Origin of the sequence: Pseudoalteromonas sp. SG43-5 (assembly GCF_014164345.1) — a bacterium.
In the GTDB taxonomy this organism is placed as follows: Bacteria; Pseudomonadota; Gammaproteobacteria; order Enterobacterales; family Alteromonadaceae; genus Pseudoalteromonas; species Pseudoalteromonas distincta.
In genome coordinates this window covers 167578-194162 of sequence record NZ_JACJFA010000005.1, presented here as the reverse complement: position 1 = coordinate 194162, position 26585 = coordinate 167578, and the positions used below count along the sequence as shown (strand labels likewise).

Below are 26585 nucleotides of genomic sequence, written 5' to 3'. Positions count from 1 at the left end.
AGGCTTAAACTACATATTACCTAGCTCTATCATCATTGCTGTGTACATACGTAAATTCAGTTCAAGTTGCTCAAGTGTCATAAATTCATGCTCTGAGTGACCTGTGTAGCGCTTACCCGGCATTGAAGGGCCAAACGATACCGCATTATCAAACAGCTTTGCGTTAGTGCCACCACCTATTGATACAAAGTCAGCTTTTTCGTCGCCCGTAAAATGCTTGAAAATATTAAGCAGCTTTTGCGCATGTGGCGCGCCATCAAGTAGCATAGGTGTGCCAATAATTGTTTCTATGTTAGCAAGTGTTACATTGTTAGTAGCTTGCCAATTAGCGAGTGCATCATCAATTTGCTTTTGTAATACAGCTTCGTCTTTACCCATTGGGCGACGTGCATTTACAGCAAGTGTTAGCGCATTACCATCGCGCTCAATAACGGTTGGTGCCACTGTCATTGGGCCCATAAAGTCGTGCTTGTAAGCTATTTCGCCAAATTGTTTACCGTGAATGTCTAAACCAATTAACTGATTCACAAAGTCGATTAGCTCGCCGTCACTGTTATTTTCAAGCTTCACACCTTTAAATAACTCAGCTAAATAAGCAATAGCATTTATACCCGACTCCGGCTCAGATGAATGCGCCGACATACCTTTAACGCTTATTGCTAAACCATTACTTTTTTCACTAAAGTTAAATTCAACTTTATTTAATGTTTTAGCTTTTGCTTTTAATGTATTAATAAGTGCCGCGTCTGCATTGTGAAGCACTAAGCTGGCGTCTTCTGGAATTTGGCTTCTAAACGCACCGCCAGTTACATCCTTTACATATAAACCCGTTTGTGGTGATGTTGCATTAAAAGTAGGTGCAATTAAGCTCCAGCCTTTCTCGGCAACCACTACAGGGTATGATGCATCAATCGTTACTGCATATTTTGGTTGTTCATACGTTTTCATAAATTGAGTAAGCGGACCCCAATCAGACTCCTCAGCAAGGTAAATCATAAGCTCAATACGGTTATTAAGGGTTATGCCTTTATCTTTAATTGCTTTCATGGCGTAAAGCGCTGTTGCTATTGCACCTTTGTCGTCCTCAGTACCACGACCAACTAATTTACCCGGTTCAGATGTATCAATAATAAAAGGGCTTTGTTTCCATTTACTTGCATTAGCAGGTTGCACGTCGCCGTGGGTTACTACCGTTACTTTTTCGCTTTGCTCGCCCATACCAATTAAGACGGTGTAGCCTAAATCTTGGTAGTCAAAACCAAGCTCTGCGGCTTTCATTTTTAAAAGTGCTTTAAAGCCAATAAAATCGGGATTTTGAGGAGTGCTAATGTCGCTTTTATTAACCGTCGGAAAAGCCACTAAGTTAGTTAGTGTGTGTATTTGAGCATTTTGGTAGGTATTTACTGCGTAATCGGCAACGCTATCAATATTTTTATTTAACTGCGCATGTGCGCCAAATGCAAATAAAGCAATACTGGCTAAAGCTAACTTTTTCAAAACAATTCCCATTTAATTAATAGCTAAGAGCGGTAATTATAACGCTATGAGTTACTTACTTATAGCTCTTTACGCCAAACGCGCAGATTACTTAAGGTAAATAACCTGAACTCTGGATAATAAATCTATCTCAAGCAGCTATTTCCAGCGCTAACTGCGTTGAACTTACTTGCAATAGGCCAGCTATTGACGCGTAAGTTCGCCTTGTTTTCACTGAAAATCTCTGGCTAGAGAAAATAAATTTAAATATCACTATAGTTCAATACGCTGGTAAACCTCTTACCCAGAGTTCATGTTAAATATTTATATAGCAGCTTTTATGAGGATGACTGTATAATGCGCGACTTAAAATTAAGAGAGTATTTAATTGTGAACCGTCGTAAAAAAATCGTCACTAAATTTCAAAAAAAAGATAAACGCACTAACGCTAAACTACACAAAAGCAACAAACCTGGTTATGTGTCAAAAGCTGAGCGCGAAAAACTAGCTGAGCAAGAAAATAATGAGCCACAGGTAATCCAAGAGTAACTTTACGTTACCTGTTGCTTTGATAATTTAAAGTGGCAAAAGTACCGACCACTTACATAACCAACCACTGCCGTGGCAACTATAAGTTCAAACGTAGCTAAGTAATTAACTGTATCTACATATGGCATTGCGAGGTTTATACTTTGCATCCAATCAGCCATTTTAAATAATGCAGTTGCCCCAATAACCATTGGAAATGTAAAAGCAGCGTAGCTCGGCGTAAAAGGTCTGCTTAATAACTTTATAAATAACACATAAACAATCAGTGTTTTTATTATCGCTAATATAAATAATGCCCCCACTATAACAAGTGACGGATTAGCTAAAACATGAAAATACCCCACTAATGTTAAACTGGCTGGTGCTGCTAAAATGGCAAGTGTTGGCTGCATTTCGTAGTCACTTTTTAAGGCTAATAAAAAACGATAAAACATAATTGGCAGCATTATGGCGTACGTTGATATACCAATAACTAACGCACTATAAGCTAACCACGCTAATGTCGGATTACCCAAAAAAGTAACATCTGCAATAATGATCCCCACTGGTGGCACAAACCAGCTAGGTGCCATATCTTCAAAATCAAACTTTTTTGCCCGCTGGTATAAAAAGCTCACCAAAAATGTGAGATGCAGCACAAAAGCTAAAACCCACATAATATCACCAGCTAATGGGTTAAATTGCCCAACTGAGTTTGAAATAACAAGATTAGCCATTGCAAATGTAGGGATCACACTTCCTGCAACTGGGTGTGCTAAATCGGCTTTTAATAAATTAGGGTGTAGTAAAAATTTAGCAGCCAAAAGTAAAACTAATACGCCAGCTAGTACCGCTCCCAAAAATTGCCCTTGGGAGTTTAAATTAAAAACGTTTTCCCATGTCCATCCCATACTAGCAATACCCAAAGCTAAACCGGCCATGGCTGTTGGCGCACCCATCACTTTACTTTTAAATTGCTTAAACACTGTATTTCCTAATCATTGGGGGATGAACAAGTTACTGCTTTTTACTGCATTGCCTTAAAATAACGCTGTAAAATTAGTACAAGCGTGCTTAATAGGACGCTTTTTGCGTACAAATATTTCATAAAAATAAGTTTACGGCTTACATATTAAAGCGTATGAAAAAAGCCATAACGTGGTTATGGCTTTTGCTTTATTTTAAATTTGAATATGACGTTAATTAAAACGCGTAACTAACACTTAAATTAAATGAACGCCCCTGCCCTGCAAGTTGTTCAAACCCGTTGCTACTATCTTGTTTAAGTGCCGCAATACTTACACCACCTAGTGGGAGCTGGTAATACCCATCAAACACATTACTCACTTCTGCGCTTAGCGTTAATGCATCCCATGTGGCTTTAGAGCTTAAATTAACCAAGCTGTAGCTGTCTGTTTGGTTTTCAAAACGATTATTATCTACACGGCTTTTAGTATCTACCCACTGCCAAGATAATGCATTTTCAAATCGACCTATTTGCTGGCTAATACCTAGCTGGGTTTGCAGTGGTTTAATTTGATAAAGCGGCTGGTTAGTATCGTCGCGCTTGCCTCTCGTATTAGTAACATTAGCGTGTAACTGCCAGTTACCTAAGTCCTTAGATTCATAAATGTTGGCTGTTAAATCTATTTTTGCACCATACAAAATGGCATCTACATTAGTGAACTGAAAAATGTTACGCGTTGTATTGTCCAAGTTATAACTATTGAAGCTTCTTACAATATCAGCATCAATATAGTCGCTCACATCGGTATACCACACATTGGTACTTAATCGCCAACCATCATCTTTAGCCGATTTAATATAAGTAGCACTTATTGTATGCGCAGTTTCAACGTCTAAATCAGGGTTACCAATATAGCCACTACCATCGCCATACCAACCAATCATGGTGGTTGCCATGGTGCTTACACCCCAACTGTATCGCTCGTATAAATTGGGCGCGCGGTTTTTACGGGCAAGACCAAATTGCAGCTCATCATAATTTGTTATTTGGTAGTTAATTAATAAGTTAGCATCAACTATGGTGTCGGTTTTATCTCTGTCTCCAGCATTAAATGTCTTAGCTGCAACAGCATTATTTATAGAAGTATCCATAACCATACCGCCCATGCTCATCATACTCATACCATCGTTGTATGATTGAACCTCTCCAACGTGGGTATTAATACTTTCAATGCGTACGCCTGCGTTTAACCATAACTTTGTATTTACTTGGCTCTCAAATTCTGCAAATGCCGCTATCCGCTCTCGTTTACCATTGTTTATATTTACGTAATCGTTGGGGCCCATCATGGTTGAGCCTTCAATACCTGGCCACCAATCATCAACGCTGTAATTGTAATATTCTTGGCCGAGTAAAATACTGCTGTTTTTATCTAGCGCAATACGCCATTTTAACTGCGTACTTATATCTTGTGCATCGGTTTTCATTGGCATCATGCCTGTTTTTTCTTCACTGAAAAAACCCATTTCGTGCTTTACGCTATGCCAGTTAACTTGCCCTTCAAGCTCGCTGTTTTCAAAGGAGCGTTTGTATTGAGCTATTGCACCGTAGCTGGTGTTATCGGTCATATCCATATACTGATTTGCAAATCCCTGATATGGGATTTTTTGATGCGTTAGCTTTATAACTAATTGCTGTTTATCATCGCGCATAGCTGCGGTTAAACTATGATTTTGTGCTCGGTACAATGTATCTAATACTACATCGCCGTTACCGTCTTCATAACTATCTGCGTCACTAAACGAACCCTGATAATTAAGGCTAAGCGTGTCACTTGCTAAACGTGCACCAACGCCAAGTTTACGTCCGTTATCAACGCTACTGTACTTTGCTGACACATAACCTGAGTGCCAACCTAATTCATTGCTATCGCTATACTGTGGTGAAATAGAATTAACGCTTATTACGCCAGCAATATTATCGCCGCCCGCACTCACTGGCGACACGCCTGCAACCACATTATAAGACGTAATTTGATTAGCCGAGATATACGAAAGTGGCGGGTTCATATGATTAGCGCATGCAGCGGTTACATCTGCGCCATCAATTAACACTTTAACTCTGTCGCCCATTAAACCATTTAAAATAGGGAGGTTAGATACGCCGCCCGCAGCTGAAAAGTCGACACCTAAATCACTTAATAACGATTCTGACGAACCAAGTGCTAAGTGCTTATTTTGAGCATGTCCGTGTACTTCAATTACTTCTAAAGACGTATCGTCGGCAAATGCAAAAGTAGATAGCACACAGCTAATAAAAAGTGCGACAGGGGAAAGTAAGTAAGTTTTTTGAGTTTTGCTTTTATAAACCATTGTTAATTTATGCCACTGTAATAATTGGCGTAATTATAGTGTGAACTGCAAAAGCAAAAGCGCGACATATTGTCGCACTTTATCAATTTTGAATGTTGTTAGGCGTGTTTAATCTAAAAGGTCATATAATAAATTAAGTATTTAACTCAGCGACTGTTTGAGAAACAATATCAGCCCCTCGCTCAATCTCTTTAATAACCTCAGATACATTCGCAATAAGCTCTCGGCCTTGCTCTGAAGAGTCTGAAACCGACGTAATTTGCCTTGATATATCATTAGTGAGCTCTTGGTTATTTTTAACAACGGTCGCTATTTCATTAGTTGAACTACTCGTACTGGCTGCAAGTTGCCTTACTTCGTCAGCTACTACAGCAAAACCTCGACCGTATTCACCAGCACGTGCAGCTTCAATAGCAGCATTGAGTGCAAGTAAATTAGTTTGATCAGCAATGCTGCTGATTGTAGAAACAATGGAGCCTATTACAGCTGATTGTTCATTAAGATTTTTAATTAAATCAACTGACTTAAGAACTTGGCTTACAATGGCATCTGAGTTTGCAACAGAACTTTGTAGTATCTCAGAACCTTTTTTAGCGGTTTGTGCTGTAGCTACCGCCGATTCATACGCGATTGCAGCGGCTTCAGTCACTGCATTATTATTGTGTATACGATCAGTAATATTTGATGCAAACTTAATTATTTTAATTACATTACCTTTGCTATCTAATATTGGGTTATAAGTAGCTTCTAGCCAAATTTCTGAACCGTCAGCAGCAATACGTTTAAATTTTCCTGACTTAAACTGCCCCTGCGCTAATTCATTCCAAAAGTGTGGGTTTTTCTCATAAAACACTTCAGTACAAAACATTTTATGATGTTTACCTACAATATCTTTTAAGCTGTAGCCTACTGTTGCTAAAAAGTTTTGATTTGCGCTTAAAATATTACCTTGTGGGGTAAACTCTATTGTAGCCAATGCTTTATCGAGTGCACTAGCTATCGCTTCTTGTGCCTTTCGTTGTATATAACTAGTCGTAATATCAGAGGCTATTTTAATCACTTTAGTGACTACGCCATGCTCTTCTACAGGAAAGTAAGTTGCCTCAAGCCAAAGCTTATCGCCATTAGCTTTGTATCTTAAAAACGATCCTGATTTAGAATCTCCGGTTTTTAATGCTTGCCAAAATTGGCTATATTCGTCTGACTTTGCATATTCAGGTTCGCAAAACATGCGATGATGTTTGCCAATTATTTGCTCTTTGCTGTAGCCTACAGTAGCTAGAAATAACTGATTTGCGTCTAATATTATTCCTTCAGGTGTAAACTCTATATAAGCCACATGCTTGTTAATTGCCGACAAGATAGACTGTTTTTGAATTAATTGAAGCTCCATTTCTTCAATTTTTGAGTTTCTTTTAGAAATACCAAACATATAAAAACCTTAAGGAGTAAATTAGTAAAAACATTAGCAGAATAACGTTAAACAAATATGTAACTATACTGTAAATATAAGCTCTAAATAACCTTTCGGCGAATATTTAACACCTTATAGATGCATGCTTTATAAATAGTTTTTTTATTTTATGAATTTTAAGTAGTATTTTCTTCTAATTAACATTTTAAAAACCTAACAAAAACACTAATTTATGCATGACTCTGTACTTTTTTTAACTTAAAATAGCACTTTCACAGACTACCCTCTCACACCAAAATTTAAGCATACATATAATATTTTCTATTCAGAATTTATTGCGCTGTTTCACTTTTAAAATTAAATCTTAAGGGATCATCTATGACATCAGATGTAACGTCGGCATCTAGTCAACTTAACAGAACCGCTATTTTACTCGTATTAGCACTTGGCACATTTATTTTAGGATTATCTGAGTTTTCGATGATGCCTATGCTGCCACTAATTAGCGAAACATTTGGCTCAACGCCCTCACAAAGTGGTTACGCAATTAGTGCTTACGCAATTGGTGTTGTAGTGGGTGCGCCTATTTTAATGCTTACCACTGCTAATATGAGAAAGCGCAAAGCATTGCTCATTTTTATAAGCTTAATGTTTATCTCAAACGGGTTAAGCGCGATGGCAACGTCGCTTGAGCAGCTTGTAATATTTAGATTTTTAAGTGGCTTACCACATGGTGCATATTTTGGTGCTGCTATTTTATTAGCATCAGATATTGCCCCAAAAGGTAAGCGTGCAAGCTTTATGTCTAAGGTGTTTATGGGTTTAACTGTGGCTACTATTGTTGGCGTGCCTATAGTTACACTTGTAGGTCAAAATTTAAGTTGGCGTTATTGTTTAGCTGGCGCTGCAGTACTGGCCTTTATTGCTTTTGTTTTTGTTTATAAAGTAGTGCCTAGTATCGATAACGCTAAGCCTTCTAACTTACTAAACGAGTTTGGCGTACTTAAAAATAAACTGGTTTGGTCCATTTTGGGTATTGTAATTATTGGCTTTGGCGGAGTGTTTTGTATTTATACTTACATTGCCGACACCATATTAGTGGTAACAAAAACAGCTCCGTATACTATTTCTATCGCAATGGTAATGTTTGGTATCGGTTGTACACTCGGTAACTATGTACTGGGTAAAGCTGCCGATAAATCAGCAATTAAAACGACTGGCCTTGCGCTTGTATGTACCATTGTATTTGCCTTTGCATATGTAACGGCAAGCCATAATATTTGGGCTCTTTACGCGGTGATCTTCTTTATTGGTTGCAGTGTGGGCTTGGCTACGCTGATTCAAACGCTTTTAATGGACGTTGCGCCCGAAGGCCACGCTATGATTGGTGCCTTAGTACAGTGCGCATTTAATACTGCCAATGCTATAGGTCCTTGGGTTGGCGGAATTGCAATAGCGCAAGGTGCTGCACCTAATCAAACAGGTTACGTAGCAGCTGCATTGTTTTTAGGTGGTTTGGGTATGTGGCTATTAAGTTACTTACAACTAAACAAACAGCAACCAACAGCGCAAGCTACTAATTAACTGAGTTCGAGTTAATTTAAAATACAAAAAGAGCCGCTAATTAGCGGCTCTTTTATTTTTAATTTACCTAGTAAATTAAGCGTTTAACGATGCCATATCAATAACAAAGCGGTATCGTACGTCTGACTTTTCCATACGCTCGTATGCCGTGTTAATTTCGTCAATGTTGATCATTTCGCACTCAGGTAGCACGTTATTTTCACCACAAAAGTCGAGCATTTGTTGCGTCTGTGCAATACCACCAATAAGTGAGCCTGCAATACGACGGCGACCCATTAATAATGGCACCGTGCTTAGCTCATCCACTGGACCAACTTGGCCAACAATAACTAATGTACCATCTACATCAAGTAGCGGTGTGTAAATAGATAAATCATGTTTTACAGGGACTGTATCTATAATGACGTCAAAGGCAGATTGCGAGTCTTTCATTTCGTCATCATTAGATGACACTAAATAGTGCTGAGCGCCTAATTTAACCGCATCATCTTTTTTAGACTCACTACGGCCAATTACCGTAACGCTTGCACCCATTGCAACTGCATTTTTAACGGCCATGTGACCAAGACCACCTAGACCAACAACACCAACACGGCTACCTTTTTTTACGCCCCACTTATGAAGTGGCGAATACGTAGTAATACCTGCACAAAGTAGCGGTGCAACGCGTGAAAGGTCTAAATTTTCTGGTACAGAAAGTACAAATTCTTCGCGTACAACAACATGTTTAGAATACCCACCTTGGGTCATTTCACCACTAACGCGGTCTTTGCCTGCGTAAGTACCAACCATGCCTTCGCGGCAAAATTGTTCTTCGTCGTTATCACATTGATCGCAACTTTGGCACGAATCAACCATACAACCCACAGCAACTGTGTCGCCTTGCTTATATTTTTTAACGTCGCTACCTACCGACATAACTTTACCAACAATTTCGTGCCCAGGTACTAGCGGATAGTCACTGCCACCCCAATCATTTCGTACGGCGTGTAAATCTGAATGGCACACACCACAGTATAAAATTTCAATTTCTACATCGTTATTTCGTAAATCGCGGCGCTCAAAAGAAAACTCTGTCAATTCAGAACCTTGGCTTTTTGCTGCATATCCTACTGTTTTCATAATAACTCCATAGTGGTTAAAAATTTAAATCATCAACAGCATAGTCCATAGCCCGTGAATAGAACCTGACAATATAAAATAGGCAGAAAAAAAGCCCAAACAGTGTTTGGGCTCAATCGTTAGTACTAGGGCGCTAAATTTAATTATTTTGCAAGTAAGCTGTTTAGTTCATTAATAATTGAATGAATGCGCTCTGCATTTTTTCCTAAATCACTACGCCCTACTCGCGATTTACTACGAATATCAACAAAACGTTGGCTGCCTTCATCTTTAATACGAATTACCACATCGTCTTTAAAACCAAACCATGTGGTTGTATCAGTAGCTTCTACAATACCTGTAGCCGTGTTTGCACTTACCACTGCAAAACCAAGATTTTTAACTGCTTGTTCGCTTGCTGCCATCAAATCGGCTTTAGATTGTGCAAAGCTTAACGTTGCCAGTTCAGGGTATGCTTTGCGTTGCTGTACTGCCGTTTCTTCACCCGCGTACTCTACTGGATTTGGTGCTTCAGCACGAAGTGGCGCAATTGCTACAAATTTTGGTGGGTTAACTAAATCTGTTGAAATATCATGAATTGCCGGTACGCTTTTAGCTTTGTTCATCATGTTAAGTGGCATAGCAATAGCCACAACCGAAAACACAAGCGCAATAACACCACTGCTTAGCGTTAACGTTTTACGCATAAATAACGCTTGTACTATAAGTAGCACCAATGCAGCGCCACCAGCGTAAACACCAAATTTAAACCCCGTAAACGCAACACCTAATTCTACAATACCAAATTTATACAAAGGCCCTGGCAGTATGACGAGTAAAAAGGCGATTAGACTAACTAAGCTCACTAAAACTTTCATTTTATGATTCCTATATTGTGTGATTTTTTATTATTAAAACAATTAAGCACTATTAAACAGTAGCTTATACTACTAACAAGCGCTTTTAGATTACTATTAGCGACTAATTACACAAAAAAGTCCAATGTTGTGTGATCAAAGTTACTCAAGTTTGGAAAAATATCAACAAGCTCAGAGCTTGGCACACCAAACCACTTAGCCAATGTGGCAAAGTACTGCTCATTAGCAACACTTGGAATTAAACGCCCGCCACCGGTATCTTGTGCGCCATCCAAATGTTGAGTTAATAGCTCGCCATATATATTGCCGCCTTTTACTGCGCCGCCCATTACTATTTGGTTCCCTGCCCAACCATGGTCAGTGCCATCGCCATTTGAGGTCAACGTGCGACCAAAATCAGACATAGTAAACGTAGTCACTTTATCAGCCATATCAAGCTCTTTCATCGCACTATCAAATTCACTTAACCCTTGAGCTAACGTATTTAATAAAGCAGGGTGCGTTGTTAATTGGTTGTCGTGGGTATCATACCCCCCCATAGAAACAAAAAACACTTGGCGTTGAGTACTCAACTTTGCCTGTACGCTAATTGTTTTAGCGACTGCGGCAAATTGCTCACTAAGGCTATTATCGCTAAATGGGGTAATAAGTGCAGGCGCGCTTTCTAACGCGCTGTTCATTGCTTGAGTGTTATTTATCGCACTTGTTAAGCCATTGGCATAAGCTGTACTTAACGGATGGCTCGTATTGCCTAGTAAGCGGTTCATAATAGCGGTTACGTGCTCGCTACGAGGTTGATACCCTCCAAACGCGTTAATACTACTAATGCCGCTTTTGTTAAGCGCAAATGCATTGCTAGCACTTCCCGTTTGCCATAAATTAGTACCGTCGAGTGATACATTAGCTGCAAACTCATCTTGTAACTCTAAACGTTCTAAAAGTCGTGCGCCCCACCCGCTATTAAGTGATTGTTTTTCTCGACCATACATCCACGCAGCTTGCTGATCGTTATGCGAAAACAAATGCTTAGGCAAACCTATTGTTTTATTTTTATAGTCATTCAATGTTGTGGGAGCGAGTAAAGTACCTACCCCGCCTATAAATGCTAAATTTTGAGATTCAAACACACTTTGTATAGGTTCAAGTGAAGGATGAATACCGACTCCACCGGCAAACTGGCTTTTAATACTTAACTCAAGTGGGCTCTCTACCGCTAGATTCTGCCTGCTTTGCTCGTAAACACTACGTTGCTCGCCTTCAAGCGGAACGAGCATATTTAACGAATCATTCCCTCCGTATAAATACACACACACTAATGCTTTGTAATCACCTAGCTCAACAGCATTAGTCGCTCCAGTTAATGCTTGTAATTGCAGGCTCGTTAACGCGGCAGCCGATACGCTGCCTTTTACACATAACGACAAAAACTCTCTTCTATTAATGCTCATTATGCGTTCCTAATACTGCACGTTAAATTCAGGTGAAATAGCAATCATATATAATAAATACGAAACCCGTTCACGGTATTGCTCTTCATTAAAATAGGCATCTAAATCAAGTAATGCTTGGCGTGTGTCACTGCTCATTGCGCCTGCAAAATATAGCGTGTTGTACTGAGTTAATAGCGCGCTAACACCGTTTTTCTCTAAAACATTCATGTCGTCTTGAACATAAACATAAATACCATTTGAATTTAAATCACTGTGCGCTTCTGCGGTACTCCACACTAAACTTGCGTAAAGCGCATTCATGGTGCCAATCAGTGTTGCATCGTTTGCTATTTGTAACTCTGGCGCAACAATACCTTCATTTCGCAAAGCTGCGGTTTGATAATCTGGCCTAAAAAAGTTAAATACCGAAGCCGACTGCATGGGCCCTTGCCCGTAGTTATTTATTAAATTCCATGTTTTATAGTAACCAGCCAAAGATTTAGCATCGAGATTTCGCCAAAACTGTACAGTTTTTAAAATAGGCTCTTTAATTTTACCTTGATAATTAAGCACTGAGCCAAAATGCCGTGCTTCATCATCTAAATATATAGCCTTTACTACAGCCGCTAAATCGCCGCGTACACCGGCGCCATTATCAATAAATACATTAGCTACTCGTTCAACGTATTGGGGTGTTGGGTTTGACGTAATTAATCGCTGAATAAGTTGCTTAGTAATAAATGGCGCAACATTTTGATGATTAAATAAATTATCGAGCGCTATTTGCAATGACTCTTCTGCGGCGTAACCTTGTGGTATAACCTCGCCATTTAGTAAGGTTTTTTGTTTACTAGAATGGTACTCGTCAAATGCTTCCATTGGCTTAATATAATCACGACTTTTGCGCTTAAATGTTTCACTATCGGCAAACGTCCAACCAGTAAATACGCGTGCAAAACCCTCTATTTCGACCTGTCCGTAAGTAGCAATAGTATTACCTTGTGCATCAAGCTTGGCGCTGCCATCTAGATTTAGCTCTTCAAGGCCAATAGTAAATAACTGCATTACTTCACGTGCGTAATTTTCATCTGGGCGAATATTAAGTGCATCGTCTGCTTTTTCGTTACCCAAATGGCTTAAGTAAGTTCCCATAATAGGCGAAAGCGTGACATCTTCGAGTAAGTCACGATAATTACCAAAGGCATGCTTTAGTAGCAAATCGTAATAAGTGATCATGCCCTCAGGTTGGCCTCTTAAGGCACTGTTTTCATCCGACACTACTAATATTTCACTTAACGCAAATGCAACACGTTGACGAAGTTGATCGTCACTTTGCATTACTGCCTTCCACCATGCGTCTATGCGGCTTATGTATTTAAAGTCATCATCGTCATTTAACTTTACTAAATAATCACGGTGATAATTAATAGGTAGCGCTATTTGTTTATCAAGCCATTGCTGCTCGCTTAAACCTTGTGCGTTTTGTATTTCACTAAGCTTAGGTCCCATTGTTGCTTGGTGTAGTAACCGTGCGGCGCTAATGTCATCCATATTATTACGTGCAGTAAAGCTTAGCGTTTTTACACTGCTTGCCCCTTCGTTATCGGTTGCTGTTACCGAAAAAGCATAATCAACAGGCTTATAACTTTGCGCATTTAGCAGTGTTACTGAAGTAGTTGTTGCCTCTAAAGGCCCACTAATTAGTTCAGGCCCTTGCGTTTGTTGCCACACAACAGATGTAATAGTGCCGTCTTTATCACTGGCTGTTGCTGTTAGCTCAATTGTTTGGCCTTTACTTAATTCACTAGGAATATCAGCGACTGACAAAATGGGGATTTTATTTCCGTTAACGGTTGGCGTATCATCGGAGCCTGAACCACCGCAAGCGCTTAGTATAAAAACCGAGCTTGCGATAAGAGCAAATTTATAATGCATGTAAAGTCGTCATCATTTGTTAATTAAAGTACGTTAGTGTGTACCGAGTTTAATGCATTTATTGAAACACAAAATTTACAATTTAACTCTTTATTTTTTGTAACCGAATCATGAACGCCCCATTAATAATGCGCTAGCAGCTGGGGTAAACAGCCAGAGCTTTATTATTTATGAAAACAGAAATTCGCTATTGTTTTGAATCTTCACAAGTTGCTAACCGATTTTTACACGAGCTCAAAGACTGGCCGGTTAACGATGTAAAAACACGACTTTTTAATGGCGGCGATAGTGTAAAAGTGACATACGAATACGACGAAAGTGGTTTTGATTACACTTGCGCCGAACTTGATGACCTTGCACAGAGCCATGGCGGGAAAGAGGTTTAGCAGGCAGTAACATAAAAGTAGCGCCTATTCTTATAATAAAAGCCAAGATCATGCCGATACTCTGCATTTAGCTGTATAGGGTGCTTTACAAAAATTAACTACCATAAAAAATAGCTATGTATAAATAGCCTTACTGTATAAAAAGCGCCATTGATACAGTGCTTCAATGGCGTAAAATTATATTTTTAGATAGAAAAAAAGCTGAAACTATTTCGCTACCGAAACTTCCACTTTCGATGAAGATGAACTCGCAAGATCCAGTACTTCATAATAATTTAAGCCATCAATTTTTTTACCAATAATAAAATAATTCATTTCATTCATCATGGTTGGGTCGCCTAAAACATCTTCTGCGCTTTGCACATCAGAAAATTGAATTGCAATTAAGGCGCCTATAAAGCGCATTACATCTTGAGATTTTAATGTCTTTAAAACTTTATTAACTCCGGCCTGAGTTGACTCAGGTGTAGAACCATCAAATCTAAAATCACTTTTTGTACTAGCGCATGCACTAAGCATTAATATTGATAGTGCGATAAGTAAATGTTTCATATATATCCTTATTTGTTATTCGTGGTACTTGCGGATCATCGCCACTTTACCATTTTCAACTTCAATCACTTCCATCATTGTGGAGGTGTATTCTATTGGCTGCTTACTTTGCGGGTGAATGCCCTTTGCATGACTCTTATAACGAATAGCAAAGCCTGTATTGTTAAACACAAATGTATTAAGCAGTGTGCTTTCAAACAACGTGTGCGCACCTAAGTAAAAACTCATACCTTTGCGCATCTGCTCTTTGCCATCAGGAGTACGTGAGTCATCCGATTGATACGGAATATGCTGATTGCCAATATCATCGGCACGGGCTAAAAGGCTAAGAAATATAATTAATAGAAAGCTTAGCTTGCACTTCATAACGACTCTTTTTAAAAAAGTATTTTTACTAAAACGACTAAATTTATTAATACATTAATTTTTTAGCGCAGCTTTTCTTGCTAGTTCTTTTATATCTTCATCGATATTGTCATCAAAAGACATTGAATAAATTCTCCAACCTTCTTTCACTTTAAAAAATTGAAATTCAAAACGAATAGGCTGCCTATCGTAGGTTACTAGGTAGGTTACATGAACAAAAAGCTCCCCAACTTTATAATCAGAAACCTTATTAATGAAATTAATTTCACCAACAAGATCATCAAGTGAGGATAGCTGTGTTTTTATCTGTTTTACCTGGTCAGGTATCGACGATACATATTTATTACTTGCGTAAATGGAATCAACAGCATCGCTTATTTTTTCATCAGAGTACAATTCAAAAAATTTATCAACTTCTTCTTGGTAATTGTTAGCACTGACACCCGATGAGAGTAAAAGTAAAGCAGCAAATATAATTTTCATTTTTAACATTCCTTATTGTTTTTAATATAAAAACACACTATTTAAAGTAAATAAAGTTATAAAATACGGCAAATTACATTTTGCTCTTTACTCTATTTGTTGCAACGCTGTTGGCTGGGTCGTCTGGCCAAAAATGTTTAGGGTAGCGGCCTTTCATTTCCTTTTGCACATCGCGGTAACTGCTAGCCCAAAAGTGGGCTAAATCTTGAGTAAGTTGCAATGAACGTTTACCTGGCGATAGCAGCTCCATAAGCAATGGCAATTTACCATTGGCAAGCATAGGCGTACTGGTCAAGCCATAAACTTCTTGCATACGCACGCTTAGCTTTGCGGGGCCATCAAGTTGGTATTCTATCTTTATATTTGAGCCACTGGGCACCGTTAAGCGCAAAGGTAACAAAGCTTTTAACGTGGTTTGTTGTTGCCAATCAAAGCAGTTTTGTAATGCTTCAAAGTAGTTAAACTTTTTAAGCTGCGTGAGCGTTTTAATATCTTCTAAAAACACGCCTAGCCACTGCGCTGCATTTTGAATAAGTTGTTGCTCGTTTATTTGCGGGAATTTATCGGGCATTAAATTACTTGCTAGGCTCATACGTATCAGCAATTGTTGCGCATCAGGTTGCTCGTTAAATAAAGCAAAACCGTGTTTAGTAAATAAGCTAAGCCACGCTTTAGCACGCTCGCTCTTATCTAGTTTTTGTTTACTAGGCTGGCTGCTGAGCGTTATAGCCCCGAGCTTTACTTCATCTTGGTGAATAAAGCGCGCTGATTTTTCATCAAACTCACAACGAGTAAGTTCACTAAATAAATGCGGTAAAAATTCTTGTAACTCAAATGGGTTAAGCGCGGTGGCTGCAAATATACGCCCACCTTTGTGCCCGCCCATGGTTGCTATAGCTAAGTAATCGTCGTTGTGCCAGTAATCGGCATTTAACTCAGCACCAGCACCATTGGCAAGTAAATAACCATTACCACGTTTTTTAGCGATGCGATCGGGGTATGCCAATGCCACCAGCAAACTTATATAATGCGTATTTAATTCGCTGTTTTCGTCTTTTACTTTTAAGCGGCTTTGCCAATATTTTAACTGTTGTTTAAATACCGGATGCGGACGTTGCTGCTGGCTATGCAGCGCTAAGCTCAACTCGTTTGCACTATTTACTCGGCTCTCAAGTAATGCCACTAAATAAATAGCGAGCCTAAAAATACCAGGGAGTTGGTCATCAAGTATTTGTGCTTTTAATAGCATATGCGCCAAACGAATATCAGCACCAAAACCTAACATTTTACTGCCAAGCGGTGTGAGCTTACCTTTGCTATCAATAGCTTCAAGCATATTAAGCAGGTTACTTGCTTGTTCGCATTGCTGCTCAGTGGGCTTATCAAGTAGGGTTAGCTCATCAATACTGGCTCCCCACTGCTTTGCCTCAAGCATAAGTTGGCTTATGTCTGATGTGAGTATTTCGGGATTGTCGTGGCTATTACGTCGCTCAAAGGTTTGCTTTGAGCCAATTCGATAAACAATGCCCGGCTCTATACGTCCTGCACGCCCAGCACGCTGCACAGCAGATGAGCGCGATATACTTTGTGTTGTGAGCTCTGTAACCCCTGTTTTTAAATTAAAGGTGGCTGCACGGCGCTTGCCGCTGTCAATTACAATGCGTATGCCTTCAATAGTTAAACTGGTTTCGGCTACATTGGTGGTTAGCACTACTTTGCGCATGCCGTTTGGTGCAGGAGCAATAGCAGCTTGCTGATTAGCTTTATCTTGCTCGCCAAATAGCGTTGCAACTTGGCAGTTACTTGGTAAATCGCTCAGTGCTTGTTGCACGCGTAGTATCTCAAACTGCCCAGGTAAAAACACCAATACGCTACCTGTTTGCTCATTAAGTGCTTGTTTTATTATATTAGGAATTGCATCAAGCCAGCGGCTTTCATCTTTTATGGGTATGTATACTTCGTCTATCGGGTAGCTGCGACCGCTTGATTGAATTACAGGGCAGTCAAAAAAAGCTGTATAGCGCTCTGTATCTAGCGTTGCCGACATAAGCATGATGGTTAAATCTTCACGTAGCGCACTTTGGGTCTCGAGCGCAAAGGCAAGTGAGGTATCGGCTGCAATTGAACGCTCATGAAATTCATCAAATATCAGTAAATCAATATCGCTTAATTCGGGATCGTTTTGCAGCATGCGTGTGAGCATGCCTTCGGTGACTATTTCGAGGCGCGTATTAGCGCTTACTTTACTCTCGCCCCTGATCCGCAAACCTACACTTTGCCCAACACTCTCGTTTTGGCACTTTGCTAAATAACTGGCAATATTACGTGCAGCTAAACGGCGAGGCTCTAGCATTACAATACGTTTAAAATGTCCATCGCGCATAAGTTGTAACGGCAACCACGTAGATTTACCCGCACCAGGCGGCGCTTGTAATAACGTAATAGGATTACTTTGTAATGTAGTAACGAGTTGTTGATATATGTCTTGAACCGGCAGCACAGCTATTTACCCAAAATTGCTTTGTGTGCATTGTAACAAAAACCAAAAATAAACGCGCCGCTAAAGCTATGTGGTTATAAAGGATTTAATTAAGGGTTACATAATCAGAAATAATTACAGACCTCTCTGTACATTTTTTAAGGATGTGCTCAAAACATTAATCATTACTGCCCCAATAAAAACATAACACACTGATTATTAATATAAAATAAAGATTTAACTTGTTGGTACACGCTTTGCTCCTTTTATACTGAACGTTAATTAAATCTAAGTAAGGAGAAACTTATGAACAGCGATCGTATGAAAGGTAATTGGAACGAACTTAAAGGTAAGGCTCAACAGAAATGGGGCGATCTTACTGACGACGATTTAGACAAAATTGAAGGTAGCCGTACAGAGCTAGTGGGTAAAATCCAGCAGCAGTATGGTAAATCTAAAGAAGAAGCAGAGCGTGAAGTTGATGAATTTGAAAAAACTCACTAATCGCTAACTTCTAAAAAAACCGCCATTTTGGCGGTTTTTTTGTTTAAGCTGTAGGTTATTTAGTTACGCTTTTAGCTGGTCACCTATTGGTAACTGCCTAATACGCTTTCCGCACGCGGCAAAAATAGCATTACATAATGCTGGCGCATAAACTGGTGTAGATGGCTCGCCTACCCCTGCTGGAGGTGCGTCACTTTGTACAATTTCAACGTCAACTTCAAGTGGTGAGTCGCTCATACGCGGTACGCGATAATCATGAAAGTTACTTTGCTGCACGCGGCCTTTATCAAAGGTAATACCATCGCTGATTGCAGTTGTAATCCCGTAAATAGAACCACCTTGAGTTTGGTTTTTAACGGTGTCAGTGTTTACAACCGTACCCGCATCAATGGCTACCCACGATTTAATTACTTTTAAATCGCCAGCATCCGACACTTCTACTTCAACTACCGTAGCTACGTAAGTTAAAAAGCTTCTGTGTGCTGCTATGCCTAAACCTCGCCCTTTAGGAAGTTCTCGACCCCATTTACTCATGTCAGCTACTTTTTCAATAACATGGCGCAGTCTGCCAATATCTAACGGATAAACCGCTTTATCGCCACCGTAATTATCGTATGTAGCATTTTGCTCTGTTACATCAACAATACGACTCGGACCTATGGTGTCTAGTAAATAGTCTTTTTGGTCGCGACCGGCTTTGTGCGCTGCTTCGCCAATAAATGACTGAATAGCAAAGGCATGAAAAATATTTGATACAGAGCGCATCCAACCAATTCGTGCTTTGGCTTGCGCATCACCGTTTTCTAACTTCATGTTAGGTGTGTTAATTGGGTTATCGGTAAACCCTAAGCGCAGTTCAAAGCTTCCTGGCGTAGTCGCCCCTTCTGAAAAGGTAGACGTAATTGGTGAAAACGCAGTGCGGTGTAAATAAGATTCTATTGCGCCATTTTTATCTAACGATGCTTCAATGTGCTGAGCCGAAACTGCATGGTAAAAACCATGTTGTATGTCGTCTTCACGCGTCCATTGCACACGAATAGGTTTGCCTACTTTCATTGAAAGGTAAGCTGCTTCTGCTGAAAAGTCAGGTTTTGACTTACGCCCAAAGCCGCCTCCTAACATGGTAACGTGAACATTAATTTTGCTCTCATCCATGCCAAGCATGGCAGCCACTGTTTTCATATCGGCTTGTGGATTTTGCGTAGCAGCCCATATATCAACACTATCTTTGTTGTACATAGCCGTTGCACAAGGCGGCTCCATTGGTGCTTGAGCAAGATGCGGTGCGTAATAATCAGCTACGAGTTTATTGCTCGATTTAGCCAATACGCTCATGGCATCGCCTTTATCACGTATGTTTGCCTGTGGAGTTTGTACTGTTTTTAATAATGACTTTTTAAATTCTTCTGAATTGTAATCGCCATTTTTGCCATCATCCCACACGACTTTTAATGCTTTACGCCCTTGCCATGCAGCCCATGTGTTTTTAGCTATAATCGCAATTCCACCTTTTGGCTGAAACTGCGGTGCGCCTTTTGGTGCAGGAATTTCAATAACATCTATAACGTCGTTTATCGCTTTTGTAGCACTGGCATCAAACGACTTAACAACACCGCCTACCACTGGCGGGCGTTCAATTATAGCCACCAGCGCTTGTGGCTCGCGTACATCGGCTGCAAATATTGCTTTACCTGTTACTAAATCGGCTAAATCTATGTGCGCCATGCCAGTATTAATGTAGCGCCATTCTTTGCGTGTTTTAAGTGTTAGTTTGTCAGCTTCTGGTGGCGTTATTGTAAGCGCTAAGTCGATTAAATCTTTATAAGTAAGCGATTTACCTGAGCTGTGTGTAACAACGTGTTGATTAGCAGTACAGGTTTGTGGGTCAACTTTCCAATACTTAGCGGCAGCGTGCTGCATCATGTAACGCACACTTGCGCCCATTTCACGCAGGCGCTTCATGTTGTAGCGAATACTGCGCGAGCCATCGGTATTTTGATCGCCGTATTTAGGGTCGCCCTTACCCTGAATAACAATAACCTTATCCCACGCGGCTTCCATTTCATCGGCAACTATTTGTGCAATCGCGGTGCGAATTTGCTGACCCATTTCAGAGCGATGGCAGGTTATTTCAACCATGCCGTCTGGGCGCAGTGCAATAAATAAGTTTGCGCGTTTTGCTTGCTCAGATGGCTGCTCTAATACACCCGCAAATGCTCTTGGCGCACTGCCTACAAAATAAGTACCGAGTACTAACGCACCTATCGCACTGGTTTTTAAAAACTTACGGCGGTTTAAATCAAAGTATTTGTTATCTTGGTTCATACTTCTTCCCCTTGTTCATTTGGGTCAAAATATTGAACACTCGCCATTGTTTTAGCAGCTGATTTAATTGCTTTATGAATACGCGGGTATGTACCACAACGGCAAATATTTCCCGACATATTACTTACTATTTCATCGTCGGTAGGGGTTGGGTTTGCAGCTAATAAGCTTGCAGCTTGCATCATTTGGCCGCACTGGCAAAAACCACACTGCGGTACTTTATGCTCAACCCATGCTTGTTGCACTGGATGGTCGCCCTGCTCGCTTAGCCCTTCAATTGTCGTAATTGAATGCCCTGCTGCTGCCGCTACAGGCAATACACACGAGCGCTGAGCTACCCCATCAATATGCACGGTACACGCACCGCACTGTGCCATACCACAGCCAAATTTAGGCCCAGTTAAATTCAATTCATCTCGGAGGTACCATAATACTGGCGTTGACGGATCGCCAGAAAACTCATGTTTATTACCATTAATGGTAAGCGTGATCATACTAAACTCCTTGGCAAAGCGCTTTACAGGAGGGTTCCTTGTTGCGCGAGAACTATTTTTAATTACTTACTATTTTATACTTACTACTTTTAGCCTACCACTTAGATCTGTTTTATAAAAATACTAATTATTAGAACGTTTAAACCACATTGAAAATATTAACGTCTGATTATTAGTATTATGACTAGGCCCTGCTGACCTTTTAGATTGAAACTCAATCTAGGGGAGATTTAATCGCGGCGAGAGGTTTGTAAACAACAAAGCGTAAATTGCCCCAATGCAGAACCCTTGGGGCATTGCATGTTAAACCTCGAAAGATAAACAGCCCTAAATAAAAGTTTAAAAAGACTATTAATAAATAAAAAACCGCCATTTGGCGGTTTTAGATAGTGTAAATAAGCTTTTAACTATTAATTAAAACGGCGTCTACCAAATAAAACCACTGATAGCAGCGTAAGTAAGTAATAAATACTGCCACCTGAGCTAGAGCCTGAATCAGATGAAGGAGTCGCTAGCGCAGCTGCTTGCTTACCTTCAACGTTTATAGTCACAGTTTGAACTGCAGAACTATCAAATTTATCTTTAGCTACATAGCTAAACGTTACTACATGATCGGATTCGCTCGTAGGAGTTAGTTTAAACAATCCAGTATCAGGCTCAAATGTTAAAGTTCCTGAGTTTGGCTCGGTTACCACTTCAAATTCAAGTGTATCGTTGTCGCTATCTAATGCTGAAAAGCGACCATTCACTTCACTCTTATAAGAGGTGTTATATGTTACATTTTGAGCTTGTGGGGCTGTATTTGTCAGTTCAATAACAACATTATGAAGCTCAGATTCAACTAAAGAATCTTTCACTGTAAAGCTAACTGATACTGGCTCAACCGAGTCACCACTTGGTGAAAAGGTCACGCTACCTAAAGCAGAGTCCATTAACTGAATTTGCCCATGAGCAGGCGAATTTTTAATTTGAAATACTAATGGCTCTGCGTCTTCATCCATACCTTCTAGATTAAAGTTAAGCGGTGTATTCCAATGAGTTTGCAGTGCCATATTATTTGCTGTTGGTGCTGTATTTTTTAGCTCTAACGTTAAGCTTGATAACGCTGAACGTGAACGCTCTTTTACTGTGTAGTAACTAAGCTCGTCAATGCCTACAGCGCCCGATGGTATATAAGTTAATAGACCCGCCTGTCTGTCGGTAAACTCGACCCTACCCAGAGTTGGTCTCTTATTTAAAACTACATAATCAATATCATCTGATACAGGTAAATCTATTTGTATGCTTTTTAAAACATGATCAGAGTAGCTTACAGCTTCAGGCTTAGCTAAAGGCTCAGCAACTTGATTAGAAAACACCTCCAATGACTGACCTGCCAACAAGGTATAATCAACATTATTATACGTAGAAGTTGCTAACCAACTGTCATTATTCTTACGCTTAGCAGTGTATGAAACCACATTGCTATCTAGGTTATATTCACCAAACTGATCAGAACACGAATACTGCACAAACCCAGCTCTTACAGACACAATGTTATTTAAAGTATTTTGGCACACTTCACTAATTAATGTTGTCTGCCCATTTAAAGCCACTTTATAAAGTGAGCCATTATAGGTAGAGGCAACTAAAGTTTCTTCTCCATTAATAACAGTGTTAACCAAACCGTTAAAGCTTTGCTCTAAAGCAACTTTAGAAATAGTGTTTTCAGAGTAGTCATAACTAATGAGGTAATCACTAACGAGACTAACCACATCTATATTTTCGTTATTAAGAAAGCTTCCAGTTACTATTGAACTCATGCCGCCCCAATAAAATCCTAAGCGAGGCGATGTTTTTAATAACTCTCCAGTTTGCCCATTTAATACTTTAAAAAAGGTACCTTCACTTCCGGTATGCTCAGCGCCATTACCTACTATTATTTCTAACTTGCCATCATTATTAATATCTAACGTTGTTAAGGTACTAATGTAGTCTCCGCCGCCAAGATATGTTTGAAATAGCTCTTCACCCGTTTCAGGTGAAAACACCTGTACATTCGCATCGTATATAGCAGAGCTGCCAGTAATAATATAATTCTTACCATCATCAAACAGCTGAGCAGTAGTGACTAAATTGTTATCATCCCAATCGTTATTAACGCTTATATTTGTAAGTATTTTTTCATTAGTTTGTGTATCTACTATGTGCAAAGCGTTACTGTCACGCTCGGAATAAAGTATATCTAAGCTTCCGTTATTATTAATATCACCAAGTGCTAACGCTTTATTTGAGTAGTACTTAATGCCTTTAGCCCACTGCTGGGCTTTATCATCCGTGTTGTGAATATAAAAACCATCTTCACCTGACGAAGAATAACCTGAGCCCCAAGCAATATTTTGTTTGCCATCGCCGTTAAGGTCATCTACAACAATGCCCGACACACCATGCTCTGGATTATTAATACTCCAAAACTCAACGCCTGTTGTGAGTGAAAGCGCATATAAGCTCCCCCACTGACCATCGCCGTAAACTAAATCATCGGTACCATCATTATCGATGTCTGCAACTATTACTTTATCGATATCTAAGTCGCTTTGGGCTGTCCATAAAATACTTTCAGTGCTTGGGCTAAGCATTTCTATGCTGTACCAACTTTGCCCATTAATCACTTCATCTAAGCCGTCGTTATTAATATCAACAGTAATTAAATGCTCGCCATTAATACTTACACTAAGTTGTTTGTGCAGTACAAATTCTGAATTTTCAAACCTATAAACTCCACCATCACTAAATAAAACTTCTTTTGCATTAGCCTCAGTAAACGAGCCTGTCACAAAATTTTGTGGTACGTTTTCAAGTACCGCAATTTCAGATAAATCGAGCGAGTTAAGAACAAAAAGCTTACTACTTTGATAAACAAAAAGCTCATCTTGGCCATCGCTGTTTATATCAAACTTATCTGCTGCTCTTGGGTAATAAAATTCTTTGCTTAGCTCTATTTCTTGAGTGACTAAATTAACTTTATGTACTGCGTTATTGTCTAAAACATATAAGTAATATGTATCTGCCACTGTATCTTTAATTAGTGTGGTATCTTCAATATAGTCATCAAAGTCGTAGCGAGCTGTTACTTTATACGCACCTTTTACATACTCTATAATATTAAAATTGCTCTCTTGGGCAGATATTATGTGCTTGCTACCCACACCCGACAAAGGTGCAATGTACATGCCTTTGCGACCTGTTGAGTTACCTAATGAAAATTCACGAAATACGCTACTAAGCTCTATGCTTTGCTCGTCTGAGGCCGCTTGAGTAAGGCTATTATTTTTTATAATTGGCGCGAGTTGAGGCTTTTTAGGTAAACTTTCAAAATGAGCTTTATCAAAATTTATTTTTTGATCGTTAATTAAAACAGCATCACCGTAAGTATTTTTTTGAGTGTTTTTTATAAATTGTGCATGAGTATTGGCATTCACTGAATACGCGCTCATCATGAGCAACGTAAGGCAAGATAGTTTAATCAATTCCATAATCCTTTGTATTTCTTTATTTAATAACGCCACTACAACTGTAACGTTCCATTAACACGGCATTATATAGAGTAAAAACCGGAAATAAAGAGGCGATTAACAAAGTTTTACAAAGACATAGAAGAAATAACGCAATAATATTTAGCTTGCAGCTAAGCTACTTTTCTAAAACACTTAGCCGCATACTTACTAATTAAAATCGATTAATGAGTGCTTATAACATCTTCAGACAACAATTTCTCATCGTCTTTATAAACTTCAAGCCAACCTGGTGGTGATGTATCACAGCCAATAATGGTTACATGTAGTATGTAACTATAACGCCCATTTTTAAACGTATAATGGTGATTACCGCCAGTGCCACTAACCGTTACATCGCCGTTAAATAAAACCATATCAGGCTTATCCTTTGCTCTTTTATCAATATTTCACACTGCATATCGATAATTATGATCGCCTAAATCATCAACACGAATATGGTAGTTAGCCGTTTTCCAATCGAGTACTGGTTTTTCAAAGGTATTAATACTTGCGTGCAAGGATTGTTTATCGTCTTCGATTAAACTTTTAGCAAGTGTCTGCTCTTTAGTATTTTGTGTATTTACAGCAATAATTTTACCGTCGGTATCTACCCACATAACGCCGTTATTTAGCATAATGCCGCGCCAACCTACTTTCTCCCAATCAGTTTTAATGTTTGAACTGGCAATAACTGCCGCTAGCTCATCATTAAATACTTCATCAAAGCGGTTAATAAACTCGGCTTCATTTTTAATGTCAGGTATGGGGTATCGTCGTTTAAGCGGGTAGCGAATATGTGCAGCAATCGCAGCTTTATCATGCGTTTTAAAAGCAGCAATAACAGGTAAAACGAACTCGTGATACTTTTGCTCAAGCGCAAATGTGTTAGATGTGAAAAGTAGTGATAGGCACAGTAGAATGTGGCTTAGATATTTCATTTATAGTCCTTTATTTATTCTGATGCTTAACAATCTTAAATGACTTGAAAGCAGCTCTAGCATATATAATTTCAACACCTCTATCCTGAATGCAGAGGAACTTCTCTAGCTCGCTTCTAGTTAACTTTGACTGGCATCCAATAATTATTTTAGATAGTTTCATATCCTCATTGAATGGCTGGAAATAAAGATCATTTTCTTTTTCAAAGTTATTAAGGCCCCGAATTGTTCTATATTCTTTTTCATATTCCCAATGTTTGAATTTAGAAAGTAATAACTTTAGTGGGAAGTTTTGATCATCTATTAAATTACTTTTAAACCTTTCAGAATAATATTTTACCTCTTGAGCATCCTCTTTGTTAGATAGCTCAAGTTCCACACATATGCCCTTGTGATTATTAGCATAATGAGCCCACTGAACAGGGTTTGACCAAATTTTACTAAAGCACAATATTCCAAATTTTCTTGAAACATCTAGTTTCATCCTATTTAAGCTTGCACGTATATAAGGTGTACTAGTTTCGATACCTAATAACTCAAAAGGATCATTCAAATTGTCAAAAGTTGAGGCCTTAACCCTCCTATTTGATAAGTTTTTTAGGCCAAATACCTCATCCATGTAATGATAAAGCTTCATTTAATCTATAATCCTATTATTTTTAGAAAAGAATCTTTTCCTGAATAAAAACCACGTTGCTCAGCTTTTTATTACTACTTATACTAAATAAACTCTGAATACATATGAACCAATTTTTACATCTTTTCAATTATATAAAAAAACGAGCCTGTCTTGGCTCGTTTTTGTTTTACTGATAGCTAGAAACTAACCGTTTCGCT

19 protein-coding genes and 2 pseudogenes are annotated in these 26585 nt (G+C 39.2%); 4 read left to right on the top strand and 17 right to left on the bottom strand.

The features are described 5' to 3' along the window. Nucleotides 1-9: 9 nt before the first annotated feature. The gene (locus tag H5161_RS07685) at nucleotides 10-1497 is read right to left on the bottom strand and encodes a dipeptidase (RefSeq protein WP_182769034.1); all 1488 of its coding nucleotides are present in this window, start codon (nucleotides 1495-1497) and stop codon (nucleotides 10-12) included. A gap of 336 nt (nucleotides 1498-1833) precedes the next feature. Here H5161_RS07685 and H5161_RS07680 point away from each other — a divergent pair, with 336 nt between their 5' ends. Then, complete coding sequence (locus H5161_RS07680; protein ID WP_182695033.1) at nucleotides 1834-2025, top strand: DUF2986 domain-containing protein; 192 nt, start codon at nucleotides 1834-1836, stop codon at nucleotides 2023-2025. Nucleotides 2026-2027: 2 nt separating this feature from the next. On the opposite strand, the gene H5161_RS07675 is transcribed toward H5161_RS07680, so the two are convergent. From H5161_RS07675 to H5161_RS07665, 3 genes are all read right to left on the bottom strand, one after another. Continuing rightward, entirely contained in the window at nucleotides 2028-2990 is a 963-nt protein-coding gene (locus H5161_RS07675; RefSeq protein ID WP_182769033.1) for a TDT family transporter, read from the bottom strand. Nucleotides 2991-3207: 217 nt separating this feature from the next. Beyond that, the gene (locus H5161_RS07670; RefSeq protein WP_182725145.1) at nucleotides 3208-5343 is read right to left on the bottom strand and encodes a TonB-dependent siderophore receptor; all 2136 of its coding nucleotides are present in this window, start codon (nucleotides 5341-5343) and stop codon (nucleotides 3208-3210) included. Nucleotides 5344-5476: 133 nt separating this feature from the next. Then, nucleotides 5477-6775, bottom strand: a complete 1299-nt coding sequence (locus tag H5161_RS07665; RefSeq protein ID WP_182769032.1) for a PAS domain-containing methyl-accepting chemotaxis protein — start codon at nucleotides 6773-6775, stop codon at nucleotides 5477-5479. Nucleotides 6776-7135: 360 nt separating this feature from the next. On the opposite strand from H5161_RS07665, the gene H5161_RS07660 reads away from it, so the two are divergent. After that, on the top strand, nucleotides 7136-8341 hold the full coding sequence (locus tag H5161_RS07660) for an MFS transporter (protein WP_024598262.1): 1206 nt from the start codon (nucleotides 7136-7138) through the stop codon (nucleotides 8339-8341). 75 nt (nucleotides 8342-8416) lie between these two features. Here H5161_RS07660 and H5161_RS07655 read toward each other — a convergent pair whose 3' ends face one another. The 4 genes from H5161_RS07655 to H5161_RS07640 all read right to left on the bottom strand — a co-directional run bounded on the left by H5161_RS07655 (nucleotide 8417) and on the right by H5161_RS07640 (nucleotide 13685). Further along, a complete protein-coding gene (locus H5161_RS07655) occupies nucleotides 8417-9463 on the bottom strand; it encodes an NAD(P)-dependent alcohol dehydrogenase (RefSeq protein ID WP_002958143.1) in 1047 nt (348 codons plus the stop codon). 143 nt (nucleotides 9464-9606) lie between these two features. Continuing rightward, nucleotides 9607-10320 (bottom strand): DUF1499 domain-containing protein, encoded by a 714-nt coding sequence (locus H5161_RS07650; protein WP_182769031.1) that lies wholly within the window; start codon nucleotides 10318-10320, stop codon nucleotides 9607-9609. Between the two features lie 107 nt (nucleotides 10321-10427). Continuing rightward, nucleotides 10428-11768: a DUF1501 domain-containing protein gene (locus tag H5161_RS07645; RefSeq protein ID WP_182769030.1), complete on the bottom strand. Its 1341-nt coding sequence runs from the start codon at nucleotides 11766-11768 to the stop codon at nucleotides 10428-10430. A gap of 9 nt (nucleotides 11769-11777) precedes the next feature. Further along, complete coding sequence (locus H5161_RS07640) at nucleotides 11778-13685, bottom strand: DUF1800 family protein (protein WP_182769029.1); 1908 nt, start codon at nucleotides 13683-13685, stop codon at nucleotides 11778-11780. A gap of 170 nt (nucleotides 13686-13855) precedes the next feature. Between H5161_RS07640 and H5161_RS07635 the strand changes: the two genes are divergently transcribed. Then, entirely contained in the window at nucleotides 13856-14071 is a 216-nt protein-coding gene (locus H5161_RS07635) for a hypothetical protein (protein WP_002958138.1), read from the top strand. 207 nt (nucleotides 14072-14278) lie between these two features. On the opposite strand, the gene H5161_RS07630 is transcribed toward H5161_RS07635, so the two are convergent. The 4 genes and pseudogenes from H5161_RS07630 to hrpB form a co-directional block, all read right to left on the bottom strand. Then, the gene (locus tag H5161_RS07630) at nucleotides 14279-14623 is read right to left on the bottom strand and encodes a hypothetical protein (protein ID WP_182695038.1); all 345 of its coding nucleotides are present in this window, start codon (nucleotides 14621-14623) and stop codon (nucleotides 14279-14281) included. Nucleotides 14624-14638: 15 nt separating this feature from the next. Then, nucleotides 14639-14956: pseudogene (locus H5161_RS07625) on the bottom strand (nuclear transport factor 2 family protein); the annotation flags it as partial. Between the two features lie 87 nt (nucleotides 14957-15043). Then, nucleotides 15044-15472: a hypothetical protein gene (locus tag H5161_RS07620; RefSeq protein WP_024593532.1), complete on the bottom strand. Its 429-nt coding sequence runs from the start codon at nucleotides 15470-15472 to the stop codon at nucleotides 15044-15046. A gap of 73 nt (nucleotides 15473-15545) precedes the next feature. Continuing rightward, nucleotides 15546-17972 carry an ATP-dependent helicase HrpB gene (hrpB, locus tag H5161_RS07615; protein ID WP_182769028.1) on the bottom strand — a complete coding sequence of 809 codons (2427 nt, stop codon included), beginning with the start codon at nucleotides 17970-17972 and terminating at the stop codon, nucleotides 15546-15548. Between the two features lie 285 nt (nucleotides 17973-18257). Here hrpB and H5161_RS07610 point away from each other — a divergent pair, with 285 nt between their 5' ends. Beyond that, a complete protein-coding gene (locus tag H5161_RS07610; protein ID WP_002958133.1) occupies nucleotides 18258-18455 on the top strand; it encodes a CsbD family protein in 198 nt (65 codons plus the stop codon). A gap of 63 nt (nucleotides 18456-18518) precedes the next feature. On the opposite strand, the gene H5161_RS07605 is transcribed toward H5161_RS07610, so the two are convergent. The 5 genes and pseudogenes from H5161_RS07605 to H5161_RS07585 form a co-directional block, all read right to left on the bottom strand. Further along, a complete protein-coding gene (locus tag H5161_RS07605) occupies nucleotides 18519-20780 on the bottom strand; it encodes a xanthine dehydrogenase family protein molybdopterin-binding subunit (protein ID WP_182769027.1) in 2262 nt (753 codons plus the stop codon). Then, complete coding sequence (locus H5161_RS07600; protein WP_182769026.1) at nucleotides 20777-21274, bottom strand: (2Fe-2S)-binding protein; 498 nt, start codon at nucleotides 21272-21274, stop codon at nucleotides 20777-20779. The genes H5161_RS07605 and H5161_RS07600 overlap by 4 nt, the downstream gene beginning before the upstream one ends. Before the next feature lie 410 nt (nucleotides 21275-21684). After that, nucleotides 21685-24783, bottom strand: a complete 3099-nt coding sequence (locus H5161_RS07595; RefSeq protein WP_182769025.1) for an Ig-like domain-containing protein — start codon at nucleotides 24781-24783, stop codon at nucleotides 21685-21687. Nucleotides 24784-24992: 209 nt separating this feature from the next. Next, nucleotides 24993-25748, bottom strand: a pseudogene (locus H5161_RS07590) (hypothetical protein). A gap of 10 nt (nucleotides 25749-25758) precedes the next feature. Continuing rightward, on the bottom strand, nucleotides 25759-26385 hold the full coding sequence (locus H5161_RS07585) for a DUF2971 domain-containing protein (RefSeq protein ID WP_182769024.1): 627 nt from the start codon (nucleotides 26383-26385) through the stop codon (nucleotides 25759-25761). Nucleotides 26386-26585: the final 200 nt, after the last annotated feature.